This is a genomic window from Streptococcus mitis (genome assembly GCF_946190375.1).
In the GTDB taxonomy this organism is placed as follows: domain Bacteria; phylum Bacillota; class Bacilli; order Lactobacillales; family Streptococcaceae; genus Streptococcus; species Streptococcus mitis_CJ.
The window spans coordinates 1-12,771 of the sequence record NZ_CAMIAF010000014.1; the positions used below are offsets into that span (position 1 = coordinate 1).

12 protein-coding genes are annotated in these 12,771 nt (G+C 43.9%); 4 read left to right on the top strand and 8 right to left on the bottom strand.

The genetic code is table 11. The features are described from left to right. On the top strand, positions 1-543 hold a 543-nt coding region (locus N8M09_RS07435; protein WP_369009849.1), incomplete at its 5' end, for a transposase. Positions 544-764: 221 nt separating this feature from the next. Here N8M09_RS07435 and N8M09_RS07440 read toward each other — a convergent pair. The 7 genes from N8M09_RS07440 to N8M09_RS07470 form a co-directional block, all read right to left on the bottom strand. After that, positions 765-1,841 (bottom strand): HAMP domain-containing sensor histidine kinase, encoded by a 1,077-nt coding sequence (locus N8M09_RS07440; RefSeq protein WP_261064744.1) that lies wholly within the window; start codon positions 1,839-1,841, stop codon positions 765-767. Beyond that, positions 1,838-2,536, bottom strand: a complete 699-nt coding sequence (locus tag N8M09_RS07445; protein WP_261064745.1) for a response regulator transcription factor — start codon at positions 2,534-2,536, stop codon at positions 1,838-1,840. Before N8M09_RS07445 ends, N8M09_RS07440 begins: the two co-directional genes overlap by 4 nt. Before the next feature lie 123 nt (positions 2,537-2,659). Then, positions 2,660-5,371, bottom strand: coding sequence for an SSURE domain-containing protein (locus N8M09_RS07450; protein ID WP_261064746.1), 2,712 nt, complete (start codon positions 5,369-5,371; stop codon positions 2,660-2,662). A gap of 115 nt (positions 5,372-5,486) precedes the next feature. After that, a complete protein-coding gene (locus N8M09_RS07455) occupies positions 5,487-6,503 on the bottom strand; it encodes a glycosyltransferase family 2 protein (protein WP_261064747.1) in 1,017 nt (338 codons plus the stop codon). 309 nt (positions 6,504-6,812) lie between these two features. Continuing rightward, positions 6,813-7,478 carry a potassium channel family protein gene (locus N8M09_RS07460; protein ID WP_153193698.1) on the bottom strand — a complete coding sequence of 222 codons (666 nt, stop codon included), beginning with the start codon at positions 7,476-7,478 and terminating at the stop codon, positions 6,813-6,815. A 13-nt stretch (positions 7,479-7,491) separates the two neighbouring features. Then, positions 7,492-8,871, bottom strand: a complete 1,380-nt coding sequence (locus tag N8M09_RS07465; RefSeq protein WP_261064748.1) for a TrkH family potassium uptake protein — start codon at positions 8,869-8,871, stop codon at positions 7,492-7,494. 33 nt (positions 8,872-8,904) lie between these two features. After that, complete coding sequence (locus N8M09_RS07470; RefSeq protein WP_261064749.1) at positions 8,905-9,669, bottom strand: nucleoside phosphorylase; 765 nt, start codon at positions 9,667-9,669, stop codon at positions 8,905-8,907. A gap of 185 nt (positions 9,670-9,854) precedes the next feature. On the opposite strand from N8M09_RS07470, the gene N8M09_RS07475 reads away from it, so the two are divergent. From N8M09_RS07475 to N8M09_RS07485, 3 genes are read left to right on the top strand one after another with little or no spacing between them, the layout of a single operon-like run. Beyond that, on the top strand, positions 9,855-10,160 hold the full coding sequence (locus N8M09_RS07475; RefSeq protein WP_000468856.1) for a rhodanese-like domain-containing protein: 306 nt from the start codon (positions 9,855-9,857) through the stop codon (positions 10,158-10,160). Between the two features lie 20 nt (positions 10,161-10,180). Then, positions 10,181-11,836: an FAD-dependent oxidoreductase gene (locus N8M09_RS07480; RefSeq protein ID WP_261064750.1), complete on the top strand. Its 1,656-nt coding sequence runs from the start codon at positions 10,181-10,183 to the stop codon at positions 11,834-11,836. Beyond that, a complete protein-coding gene (locus N8M09_RS07485; RefSeq protein WP_261064751.1) occupies positions 11,826-12,122 on the top strand; it encodes a rhodanese-like domain-containing protein in 297 nt (98 codons plus the stop codon). Before N8M09_RS07480 ends, N8M09_RS07485 begins: the two co-directional genes overlap by 11 nt. Positions 12,123-12,463: 341 nt before the next feature. Here the strand turns inward: N8M09_RS07485 and N8M09_RS07490 are convergent, their stop codons facing one another. After that, positions 12,464-12,721: a metal-sensitive transcriptional regulator gene (locus N8M09_RS07490; protein WP_000185159.1), complete on the bottom strand. Its 258-nt coding sequence runs from the start codon at positions 12,719-12,721 to the stop codon at positions 12,464-12,466. Between the last annotated feature and the right edge of the window lie 50 nt (positions 12,722-12,771).

Genomic DNA, 12,771 nt, shown 5'->3' on the forward strand with positions numbered 1-12,771 from the left:
ACCGTTATGGGGAGGATGGGAGGTAAAGTCCTACTCACCTTCAATCTATCTTTCTGTAACTTTATCTTCGCTAGACTACTGGATAATAAAACTGCCCTTGAGGTTACTAAACACCTCTATGACATCAAGAACACTCTTCACCAAGCTGACAAAGATTTCTTCCAACTCTTTCCTGTCATTCTTACCGATAATGGTGGAGAGTTTGCCAGGTTTGATGATATCGAAATGGATGTGCGAGGAGAGAGTAAGCTATTCTTTTGTGACCCTAATCGCTCTGACCAGAAAGGGAGAATTGAGAAAAATCACACGCTGATTCGCGACATTCTACCTAAAGGAACTTCTTTTGACAACTTAACTCAAGAGGATATTAATCTCGTCTGTTCGCATGTCAACAGTGTCAAACGTGCTGCTTTGAATGGAAAGTCAGCCTATGAACTCTTTGCATTTACCTATGGAGAAGAGATTCCTAAACTTCTAGGTATTTCTAAAATACCTGCAGAAGACGTCTGTCAGTCGTCTACATTACTCCAACATAAGTTCTAAAAACTAACCTTTAACCGCATTCAAACGTCTCACACTAACTTCCACCATAGCGGAACTTAATCTGAAACGCTTTCAGATGAGGGGATTTTGTGCGCTCTTTTTTTCTATTCCTTACGGCTACAAAAGCGATGAAATCAAGCATGATTAAAATCAGTGGAACTTACCCTGACACGGATTTCCACTGGTTTTTAGGATTTTTATCAGACTAACTTCCACTTGGATTAGCGGTGGAAGTTAGTTTGGGAATTTACCTTATTTTCACTACCAGAGAGATTGAGAAGGAGGGTAAAGGTGCTTCCTAGACCGTACTGGCTGCTGACTGTAATTTCTCCACCCAATTGATGGGCCAATTCACGCGCAATCGCAAGCCCTAAGCCATGACCACCTGTTTTCATGTTACGCGAAGTTTCGACACGATAAAGGCGTTTGAAAATATTCTCCAAATCCTCTGGAGCGATGCCCTGTCCCTCATCGGTCACACTGATTGAAAGCTGGTTATTTTCCAGCTTAGCTACCACTTCCAACTTGGTTCCTGGAGCAGAGTATTTAAAAGCGTTATTGACCAGATTCACCAAGATACGAGAAAGCTTGGCATAATCTCCCTCAATTCGGGCAGACTCAGGGATTACCTGCAAATGGACATCTCTCTCCTCCTGCTCAATCAAGAACTGAAATTCACTCATGCACTCAATCAAGAGCTGGTCCAGAAAAATGCTGTCCTTGCTGGTCGTTTCCACCTGATTTCTAGCTGTATTTAGAGTCAAAAAATTCAACTCCTCAACCAGTTTATTGAGTCTTTCCGTCTGACGCCCAATAGTTGCTAGATAATGCTCCTGTTCTCCTTCCTTGATAACCCCATCCAAAATCCCTTCTACCGTCGCTTGAATCGAAGTAATGGGGGTCTTAATATCATGCGAAAGTTGAGCAATCATCAAGCCCTTTTCTCGTTCGCTTTCTTCCAAGGAATCAAAGGTCGCCTGCAAATCATGAGACATTTCATTGAAAGCTTGGCCTAATTGCTGAAATTCTACAGGTCCTTGAACCTCCAGATTTGATGAAAAGTCCTTGTCCGCTACCCGCTTGGCATGTTCCTTGAGTTTGCCCAATGAAGTAAAGACCGGCGATAGGAGAAAGAGACTAATCCCAGCACCGACAAGGCTGGCAACGATGGTCATTCCAAGCAGAAAGTAAATCTCGCTTTTCTCAATCAGCATTTTTTGAACAGCCCAAAAAACCACGATAATCGTTAGGAGTGTTGAAATGACATACCCCACTAAAATATAACTTTTTAATTTCATTGACTACCTCGTGCTTTCTCAATTTTGTAGCCCAAGCCCCAGACGGTTTTGATAGTGGGCGTTTCTGAACTGGCATGTTTAGTCAACTCCTGTCGAAGAGCATGAATATGAACATTCAAGGTATTGGTATCATCCACATAGTCTTCTTGCCAGACCTTTTCATAGAGGTCTGTCTTAGAGAAAACCCGCTCTGGATTGCTGGCTAGAAGCCATAGAAGTTCGAAGGATTTGACTGTCAAATCAAGCGCCACATCTCCGACTTGGACCTCATGGCTACCGTGATTCATCCGTAAATCCCCAAGACTGACGACCTCTGTCTCACCTCCACGATGAAGGCGACGCAAGATATTGTGGACACGCAAAACCAGCTCACGTGGGCTAAAGGGCTTGGCAATAAAGTCATCTGCCCCTAAGCTCAGACCGTAAATCTTGTCCTGCTCGCTAGTCTTAGCCGTGATAAAGAGAAAAGGCTGATCTGGAGATTGATACTGAACCTCACTAATCAAGTCATAACCATCCATCCGAGGCATCATGATATCTGTAATAATCAAATCAATCGGTTTTCGCTTGAAGATTTCTAAGGCCTCTACTCCATCATGAGCCACCAAAACCTGATACCCTGCTTGAACCAGATAGCGTTGATGAATATCTGTGATTTCTACCTCGTCATCAACGAGTAAAATTGTCTTTCCCATCTGTCTCTCCTTTGAAAAAAACAGTGCTATACCACAATAGTATAACACTATTTTAATCGCTTTACGAACATTCTAATCGATATCTGAATTTTTCAAATCCTAGATAGAAAGTCTGTAGTTAGACTAGTCATTTTCCTCTTTTTTAGCTTTCAAACCGAGGCCACCTAATAGTCCTGCCAAGGCGAGTCCAAAGAATCCAAGAGTAGCCATTGATGTTTGAGCTTCACCAGTATATGGAAGCATGTCTTTTTGCTCTTTCATTTGATCAGCCATCATTGGATTTGACGCCTTGTTATTAGCTGCCATCTTGCCTTCATCAGACATTTTACTTGAGGCTGCTGGAGCTTGATCTTGTTTCATGCTTAGTGTTGCCATAGGCTGACTAGCATCCATGGTTTTATCCTGCTCTTTGTTAGGCATCATCTTATCCTGGCTAGCCGCTGGCATTTGCGATTTCATATCATCTTGATTGGCACTTGGCATTTGAGCGTTCATCTTAGACGTATCTTGATGACTATTCATCATTGGAGCCGGCATAGCTGAACCATTAGAAGATGGGACGAAGCCTGATTGCATCGGAGTAAGAGACTGATGTCCATTCAAGTTCACTGTCAAATCCTTAGTTGCTACGAGGTTGCTCAAATCTGCCTTCCCGTCTTTCGCACCGTACACCTTGATAGTTGCTTTATAGCTTTGAGTGCCGTTTTGTTTCAAGAGGTCAAGCAAATCTTTGTCTGATTTACCTTGAGTTCCTGCCAAATCTACTTCGTAGAAGTAGAGACCTTTGCCCAATTTCTCTACTGGTGGAAGAGCTGGATTTTTGGCTGAACCGTTGTCTGACCATGGGGCCTTGTCAGAAGCTTTCAAAATCAAACGAGTCAACATACCATCTCCGGCGAAGAATTCATATGGAATGACTTGGTTAACACCGGCTGTAAATGGACCAGGGAAGTTAGCTTTGTCCAAGTATGTAGCTGGAACATCTACTGTGTCTTTAGTATTGTCGGCTACACCTTTTTGAACTTCAGCTGGAGTAGTCAAGCCGTTCAAATTGACATCCAAATCCTTAGTCGCTACAAGGTTGCTCAAATCTGCCTTGCCGTCCTTCGCACCATAAACCTTGATAGTAGCTTTATAGCTTTGTGTACCGTTTTGTTTTAAGAGGTCAAGAAGCTCTTTGTCAGATTTGCCTTGAGTACCTGCCAAGTCCACTTCATAGAAGTAAAGGCCTTTGCCCAATTTCTCTACTGGTGGGAGTGCTGGATTTTTAGCTGAACCGTTATCTGACCATGGAGCCTTGTCTGATGCTTTCAAGATCAGACGAGTCAACATACCGTCACCAGCGAAGAATTCGTATGGAATAACTTGGTTAACACCTGCTGTGAATGGACCTGGGAAGTTGGCTTTGTCCAAGTATGTAGCTGGAACATCTACTGTGTCTTTAGTATTGTCGGCTACACCTTTTTGAACTTCAGCTGGAGTAGTCAAGCCGTTCAAATTGACATCCAAATCTTTAGTGGCCACAAGATTACTCAAATCGGCCTTGCCATCTTTTGCGCCGTAAACCTTAATTGTAGCTTTATAGCTTTGAGTACCGTTTTGTTTTAACAAGTCTAACAAATCTTTGTCTGATTTACCTTGAGTACCTGCCAAGTCCACTTCGTAGAAGTAGAGACCTTTGCCCAATTTTTCTACTGGTGGAAGAGCTGGATTTTTTGCTGAACCATTGTCGGACCATGGAGCCTTGTCAGATGCTTTCAAAATCAAACGAGTCAACATACCGTCTCCGGCGAAGAATTCGTATGGGATGACTTGGTTGACACCGGCTGTAAATGGACCAGGGAAATTAGCTTTATCAAGGTAGCTAGCTGGAACATCTACTGTATCTTTGGTATTGTCAGCCACGCCTTTTTGAACTTCAGCTGGTGTAGTCAAGCCATTCAAGTTGACATCCAAACCTTTAGTCGCTACGAGATTTGTCAAATCAGCCTTACCATCTTTCGCACCGTACACTTTAATAGTAGCTTTATAGCTTTGAGTGCCGTTTTGTTTCAAGAGGTCAAGAAGGTCTTTGTCAAATTTACCTTGAGTGCCTGCCAAGTCCACTTCATAGAAGTAAAGGCCTTTGCCCAAGTTTTCTACTGGTGGAAGGGCAGGATTTTTAGCCGAACCGTTGTCTGACCATGGAGCCTTGTCAGATGCTTTCAAGATAAGGCGAGTCAACATACCGTCACCGGCGAAGAATTCATATGGAATAACTTGGTTGACACCAGCTGTGAATGGACCAGGGAAGTTGGCCTTGTCCAAATAAGTGGCTGGGACATCTACTGTGTCTTTGGTGTTGTCAGCTACGCCTTTTTGAACTTCAGCTGGGGTGGTTGCTGGTTGAGCTTCATTTGCGTCACGGTCTTGTCCAGAAACTGTAGGCGCAGGATTTGTCGCAGGTTTAAGCGCATCTTCTGTTTCTTTCTTAGATTCTGGTTTTGTTTGCACTTCTTCTTTTGGCGCTACCACTTGGTCTTTATCAGCTACATTCACTTTTTCTGGAGAGCTTGTAGCATCCAAGCTTGCTTTAGGTGTTGAGTCTGCCTGTTCTGAATGAAGAGCTGTATCGACTGCTTTCTTGAGAACCTCTGCTGGCAAGTCGCTCTTTTCACTCACCGAAGCAGCGTCTGGTACGACTTGAGCAGGGGTCGGATTGACCACATCGGCACGCACAGAACTTGGTTGCCCAACTAGGACAAAGAAGCCACTGGCCACAACAACTGAGGCAACACCGACACTAAGACGGCGAATAGACCAGCGAGTATATCTTTGATTTGGATTGAATTTCATAGGATTCTCCTTAGAGTTTTTCTTTATTTGATGACTCTAGTATAATCTCCTAAAATTAAAAAGGATTAAGAAAAAGTTAAAATTTTTCTTAAATCCCTCTTATAAAATACTTATATTAATTAAATCCATAAACAGATTTGGTGATTTGATAGACGACATTGGAAAGTTTGCGAGCTGGCAAGACGGAATGTTTGGTCAAACGGCTGAGCATAGTCTTGCGAATGGCTTGAAAGACCTCTGGATTTTCCTGTTGAATATAGGTCCACAGCTCCCGTTTTTTAGCCAGATGCTCCGCTGTTCCAGCTCGATTGAGCAGGGCACTGGAAATAACCGTCGTGATTTCAATATGATTCAGCAGGTATTCTCGCATTTTGGGGTGGCTTACTTTAGATAAATCAAGCTGGTCTACTAAAAGACGATTAACCTTGAGTTGCTGGTCAATACGCTTAATCATCACTTGCTCATTAACAGACTGGTCCTCACGCCCAATCAAATAACGATAAAAGTCGACAGGCAAATAGTACATGGTCTTGACCTGCTGAAGGGGGGTAAAGACAAAGAGATTATCGACATAAAAGGTATGCTCAGGCAGTTGGAACTGGCTCGCTCGCAACAAATCTGTCCGGTAAATCAGCGAGTGCATCATGATATACTGGCCTTTGGAGAAATTTCCGACCTGATCCCAGCCAAAAATCTGCTGAACAGGCAAGACTGACTCGTAACTCATACTCTTCTTGCGAGACTGACCTTCCTTTTCATAGACAAAATTGGTCACAAAGGCATCCACCTCTTGACATTCACTCTCTAGTTCCTGCAAGGTCTCCAAAATTTTCAAATAGGCACGGGGATCCACCCAGTCATCACTATCAACTACTTTAAAATAACGACCAGAAGCCTCTGCCAAGCCACGATTGACAGCACCGCCATGGCCCTTATTTTCCTGATAGATGGCTCTAACAATGTTAGGATACTTGCTGGCTAAACGCTCAGCGATTTCCTGAGTCTGGTCCTGAGACCCGTCATTGATAATCAAAATCTCAACTTGCTCACCACCAATCACTAGCGACTCCACGCAGTAATGAAGATAGGCTGCGGCATTATAGCTAGGAATGGCGATAGACAATAACTTCATAATCTACTCCTTTAGGGGACTGATTTTTTCTTATACTCAATGAAAATCAAAGAGCAAACTAGGAAACTAGCCGCAGGTTGCTCAAAGCACTGCTTTGAAGTTGCAGATAGAACTGACGAAGTCAGTAACCATACCTACAGCAAGGCGACGTTGACGTGGTTTGAAGAGATTTTCGAAGAGTATTACTCTCTCTTGTCACTTCTTTCTATTCTACCATAAAGTCCAGCTTTTGAAGGACTTTTACTGGAATACAAGGGTTTCTGACTCTATTTCCTATCTTGGACATCAAAAAAGAGGGGATCCCCCTCCTTACGAATTTAATTCTGCCAAGTCATCTAGATACTGGTTGTTAATGACCGCCAAGATATAGGCATCTGACCTCAAGAGATCATTAGGGCCAAACTGGACATCCAAGGGTGAATTTTCTTGTTCACGAAACCCTAGAACATTGAGATTGTATTTGCCACGTAGGTCTAGCTGGCTCAGGCTTTGACCTGCCCAAACACTCGGAATTTTCATCTCCACGATAGACACATTTTTGTCCAGCTGAAAGACATCAACATTGTTATGAAAGAGAATGGTCTGCGCTAGAGACTGCCCCATTTCATACTCAGGTGAAATCACCGAGTCAGCACCGATTTTTTCTAGCACCTTCTTAGCTGTCTGGCTTTTGACCTTAGCAATAACCCTTGGTACCCCTAGACTCTTACAATGCATGACTGCAAGCACACTCGACTCTAGATTTTCCCCTGTTGCCACTACAACCGTGTCACAGGTATCAATTCCTGCAGTTCTGAGGAGTTCCTCATCTGTGATATCGCCAACAACTCCACGCGCCAAAACTGGCTCAAATTGATTGATGTGCTCTGCGTGGTCATCAATGGCAATGATATTCATATCTTGCTTGGCTAGGGCCGTCAGGACACTACTCCCGAAAATCCCCAAACCTAAAATTCCAATCGTACGATCTGACATCATTCTTCCTTTCTTATCCAATACTAATATCTGCTTTCATATACTGAATCAAATCTTTCTTATCAGGCTGGTAGTCAGCTAGACTGACCAGCAAGGTCAAAGGACCGATACGGCCAATAAACATGAGCACCATGACAATGCTAAGAGCTAGCTTGCCCAACTCTGGCGTCAGATTTGCAGTTACCCCAACTGTTGCAAGAGCTGAAATGGTCTCAAACATGAGGTAGATAAATCGCGGTGTTCCTTCTGCCGTAATTCCCAACAACATCAAGCCCAACAAGAAGGTCATCAAAAAGATAATGAAGACACTAAAGGATTTTTGGACTGTTCGAGCCTCAATGGTTCTCTGCGCAACATTAGCATGAGGTAAGCCCAACAATTCACTACGCGCAAAGACCAATAAGACAAAGAAAGTCGTAATCTTGAGACCCCCAGCCGTCCCTCCAGGCGCCCCACCCAGAAACATCTGTAGGATATAGATAAACAGGGTCACAGGCCGAGCTTGGGTGTAATCAATAGAGGCAAAACCAGCCGTTCTCATGCTGACGGTTTGGAAAAAGCTAACCAGCACTTTCTCTGGAACACCGAGATTGCCAATGGTTCCTGGATTGTGCCACTCCGTAAAGAGAGTAGATACTGTCCCAAACAGCAAAATCCCTGCAGTCAAGAAGAGAACCAGCTTGGTGTGGAAACGCAGACGGCGTTTTTTCTTCTTGTCAAACTGGGTTGCCAAGTCAAACCAAACCATAAAGCCAAGACCACCTGTGATAATCAAGCCAGCAATAACCAGATTAATCAAGGGATCCGTCTGAAAAGCCACTAAACTGCTACTGCCGAAATTATCAAAACCAGCATTACAAAAGGCTGAAATAGCTAAGAAGATAGAGGTAAAAATACCCCGTCCCCAACCAAACTCAGGAATAAAACGAAAACTTAGTAGGAAGGCACCCAAGCCCTCCACCAGAAAAGTCGTCAAAAAGATGGACCGCATAAAAGCCTTCAGCGACCGAGTCTCCCCGTAACTGAAGCTCTCCTGAATGGTTTCACGACTGCGAAGACTAAGCTTTTGCTTCCCCTGAATATAAAAGACCCCGATAAAAGTCATGAGACCTAAGCCACCAATCTGTATCAAGAGCATACAAATCAACTGCCCCCAGACATTATAGGTAGTAGCCACCGGTTGCGTAGAAAGGCCGGTTACACAGACCATAGACACCGTCGTAAAAAGATGGTCAAAATAAGTGGCCTGCGAACCACTTGCCTGAACAAAAGGCAAACTCAAAAGGAGAGAACCTATAAGAATAACTCCAGCGAAACTTAAAAAGATGCGACGAGCTGGCGAAAGTCCGCCCAAGGCCCTTTCAATTTTTTTCACAAATAATTTGAATAACATACATCCATTGTACCATAAAAAGTAGGAGAGTAGCTATATCTGAAAGGCAATCTCAAGGCAGAGTTCCAAGGCCTTCTCGAAAGCTTCTGAACCCCAGTTACGACTATCATACTGGTCCAAGTCTGCTAAGGAATCAGCTGTGAACAACAATTCTCCCCAGAAAACCCCACGCAGTTGAGCTACTGCCGCAAGCGCAGAACACTCCATCTCCACAACAGCACAGCCTTCTTCCTTGCGATAAGCCACCTTTTCAGCCGTTTCTCGGTAAAAACCGTCTGTCGTCCAGGTCATGACTTCTTCATAGGGAATCCCTCTGGCTTCCAACACTCGCTCAATGGCAGCAATAGCCTCTGGCTGAATTTCCATATAACGACAAGGTGCCACATAGTGATAACTAGCTCCTTCATCTCGCAGAGCGCGAACAGGGACTAGAAAGGTATTTTCTTCTATATCAGCTAGCACACCACAGGTACCGGTGGAAATAATCTGCTCCACACCATAGCCAATCAACCAATCCATAAACTGGGCTGCTGGAGCGGAGCCAACAGGTGCCTGAGCCAGACAGATCTCCTTGCCCTTGTAGTTCACGACATAGACTGGATAGGTCTTGGTGGCAGAAACGAATTCGCCGACACAGTCCGCCCCTACTTCCCTCGCATAGCGGTCAATCTCCTCACCTAAAAAAGCATAGACACACTTCTTGGGCAAGTGCAAGTCCAGCCCCTCGTGATCAGGCATGATGACCGCCTGAGGATTGTCATCAAACTCTAAAATGGGAATCGCATGTTTCTGAATCATAACCTACCTCCTCTAATTTTGTACTATTGTATCAAAAGCTGACCGAGTGTCAAGGAGGAAGCTGAGGAACTGAGGAGAAAAACAATACAATCGCAACCAATCTCCACCAAGTCAAAACAACTTGCTTGACAAAAGCTTGACTTCATGGTTTAATATACCCCATAAGGGTATATTGGGAGGTGCCTATGTTTCACTTATTTACAAAAATTGACAGTATTTCTACCAGCGAGTTAGAAGCTAAACTCAAGGAACCAATTCAGCTACTAGATGTTCGGACGCCAATGGAATTTCGTAGAGGTCATATCAAAAATGCCAAGAATGTTCCTCTGACCGAAATTGGTTCCTACACACCAACAACAAAAGAAACACTTTATGTCATTTGTCATTCTGGTGTGCGTAGTAAGATGGCTGCTAAAAAGCTAAAGAAAAAAGGCTACGATGTCATCAATGTCCGAGGCGGTATGAGCGCTTGGACAGGAAAAGTCATCTAGAAGCATAAAGGAGAAAGTCAATGAAAATTATCATTGTCGGAGGAGTTGCAGGCGGTATGTCTGCAGCAACCCGTCTCAGACGTCTCATGGAAGACGCTGAAATCACTATTTTTGAGAAAGGTCCCTTTGTTTCCTTTGCAAACTGCGGACTTCCTTACTATGTTTCAGGAGAAATTGCAAACCGTGATAGTTTATTGGTCCAAACTCCTGAAAGTCTCAAAGCACGCTTTAATCTGGATGTTCGTCCTTTTCATGAGGTCATCAGCATTTCGCCAGAAGAACACACTGTGATGGTACGACACGATGGACAGGAATTCACAGAAAGCTACGACAAGTTGATCCTCTCCCCAGGAGCTAAATCATTTGTTCCTGCCATTGAGGGTTTGGCAGAAACTAAGAATGCCTACACGCTCCGCAACGTTCCCGATCTCGATGAAATTATGGCAGCCTTGGACAATCATCCAAAAGAAGCTGTCGTTATCGGTGCAGGCTTTATCGGACTTGAAATGGCTGAAAACCTAGCGAAACGTGGATTGCAAGTTACTATCGTGGAGAAAGCACCCCATGTCTTGCCGCCATTAGATCAGGAAATGGCAGCCTTTGTCCAAGCAGAATTGGTCAAAAATAGCGTTCGCGTCATCACTTCTCAGTCTGCGGTTCGATTTGAAGACCAAGGAAATATCATCGTTCTAGAAAATGGTCAAAACATTGCTTCTGACCTCACCATTCTTTCTGTCGGTGTTGAACCTGAAAACGGACTGGCCAAAGTTGCGGGGATTGAACTGGGGCTTCGTGGTGGAATCCTGGTCGATGAACATTATGAAACCAGTCAAAAAGATATTTTTGCAGTTGGGGATGCCATCGTCGTCAAGCAAGAGATTACAGGCCAAGATGCTCTCATCTCTCTCGCTTCTCCTGCTAATCGTCAGGGACGCCAAGTGGCAGACGTCATCGCAGGACTAGGACGTACAAACAAGGGCAGTATCGGCACTGCGATCGTTCGTGCCTTTGATATGACAGCTGCTTCGACTGGTCTCAGCGAGCGTATTCTTAGCATGAATCAACTTCCTTACAAGGTCCTTCATGTCAGTGGGAAAGATCACGCTAGTTATTATCCAGGTGCTACTGATATGACCTTGAAGCTCCTCTTTGACCCAACCACTGGAAAAATCTACGGTGCCCAAGGAGTTGGGAAGAAAGGTGTTGACAAGCGAATCGATATCCTAGCAACTGCTATCAAGGGAAATCTCTCCGTCTTTGACTTACCAGAATTGGAGTTCACCTATGCGCCACCATTTGGCTCTGCCAAGGATCCCGTCAATATGCTGGGCTACGCAGCCTTGAACCTTATCGAAGGTCTCAGCGACAATATTCAATGGTATCAGCTCGAAGACGAACTGGCTAAAGGTAAGAAATTCCTTGATGTACGGACAAGTGGCGAATTCCAAAGTGGTAGACTCAAAGTCGATACCATCCACATCCCCCTAAACGAACTACGGGAACGCTTGGACGAACTGGACAAGAACCAAGCCTACATCGTTAGCTGCCACAGTGGTTTGCGCAGCTATATCGCAGAGCGTATCCTCAAACAAGCAGGATTTACCGTCCAAAACCTTGACGGCGCTTATTCACTATACAAAATGGCTAAGCCAGAAGGAGTAGAATATGGAAACTAATATCAGCATGGCTGACTTTTATGAAAAATATCAAAATGAAAATCTAGAGCTTATCGATGTCCGTGAAGTACATGAATTCCAAGCAGGACATGCACCAGGTGCCAAAAATCTTCCGTTAAGTACCTTGGAACAAGGATACAAAGAACTCAAACCTGACCATGAATACCATGTCATCTGTCAAGGTGGAGTACGTTCTGCCTCTGCCTGCCAATTTCTCAGCGCCCAAGGCCTCACCGTTACAAATGTAGAAGGTGGTATGAATGCTTGGCCCGGTCAAGTAGAATAATCAAGAGGAGCTGGGCAAAAACTCAATTTCAGGAGAAAATGAAGTAATACTCAATGAAAATCAAAGTGCAAACTAGAAAGCTAGCCGCAGACTGCTCAAAACACTGTTTTGGGGTTGTAGATAAGACTGACAAAGTCAGGAACATATTTCTACGGCAAGGTGAAGCTGACGTGGTTTGAAGAGATTTTCGAAGAGTATAAGTCTCTACATAACAAAAAGCATAGTATCAAGCTTTCAACACCTGATACTATGCGTTTTTCTTATTTGAAAGACTTTTTCCAGCCTCTCTTGATTCACATTCAACTATTCTAATAGCAAAGATCTTTGCAACTCTCATCTCTTTATTTCCGTTTAATCAAGTAGCGGATAGCCTTTTCTAGACGTTCCTTTTGAGCTTCAGGATCATCTAGCGGTTGATTGATACATTCAGTAAGGTTTTCGGTAATTATCATCTCAATCACGCGCTCTACACTAGATTTCACGGCTGTTAGTTGCGTAACAATATCAGCACAGTCACGATCCTCTTCAATCATCTTTTGAATCCCACGCAACTGACCCTCTGAACGTTTCAAACGAGTAATATACTTTGAGTTTGTCATTTCTTTTTCCTTGCTCGATTTTTCTTCATTATATCTCTAATCAGCTCCTT

What these genes read in the sequence shown, in the direction of transcription:
- N8M09_RS07485 (WP_261064751.1), top strand. Translation starts at nt 11,826, where the DNA reads ATGGAAACTAATATCAGCATGGCTGACTTTTATGAAAAATATCAAAAT.
- N8M09_RS07470 (WP_261064749.1), bottom strand. Translation starts at nt 9,669, where the DNA reads ATGATTCAGAAACATGCGATTCCCATTTTAGAGTTTGATGACAATCCT.
- N8M09_RS07475 (WP_000468856.1), top strand. Translation starts at nt 9,855, where the DNA reads ATGTTTCACTTATTTACAAAAATTGACAGTATTTCTACCAGCGAGTTA.
- N8M09_RS07440 (WP_261064744.1), bottom strand. Translation starts at nt 1,841, where the DNA reads ATGAAATTAAAAAGTTATATTTTAGTGGGGTATGTCATTTCAACACTC.
- N8M09_RS07450 (WP_261064746.1), bottom strand. Translation starts at nt 5,371, where the DNA reads ATGAAATTCAATCCAAATCAAAGATATACTCGCTGGTCTATTCGCCGT.
- N8M09_RS07465 (WP_261064748.1), bottom strand. Translation starts at nt 8,871, where the DNA reads ATGTTATTCAAATTATTTGTGAAAAAAATTGAAAGGGCCTTGGGCGGA.
- N8M09_RS07455 (WP_261064747.1), bottom strand. Translation starts at nt 6,503, where the DNA reads ATGAAGTTATTGTCTATCGCCATTCCTAGCTATAATGCCGCAGCCTAT.
- N8M09_RS07460 (WP_153193698.1), bottom strand. Translation starts at nt 7,478, where the DNA reads ATGTCAGATCGTACGATTGGAATTTTAGGTTTGGGGATTTTCGGGAGT.
- N8M09_RS07480 (WP_261064750.1), top strand. Translation starts at nt 10,181, where the DNA reads ATGAAAATTATCATTGTCGGAGGAGTTGCAGGCGGTATGTCTGCAGCA.
- N8M09_RS07445 (WP_261064745.1), bottom strand. Translation starts at nt 2,536, where the DNA reads ATGGGAAAGACAATTTTACTCGTTGATGACGAGGTAGAAATCACAGAT.
- N8M09_RS07490 (WP_000185159.1), bottom strand. Translation starts at nt 12,721, where the DNA reads ATGACAAACTCAAAGTATATTACTCGTTTGAAACGTTCAGAGGGTCAG.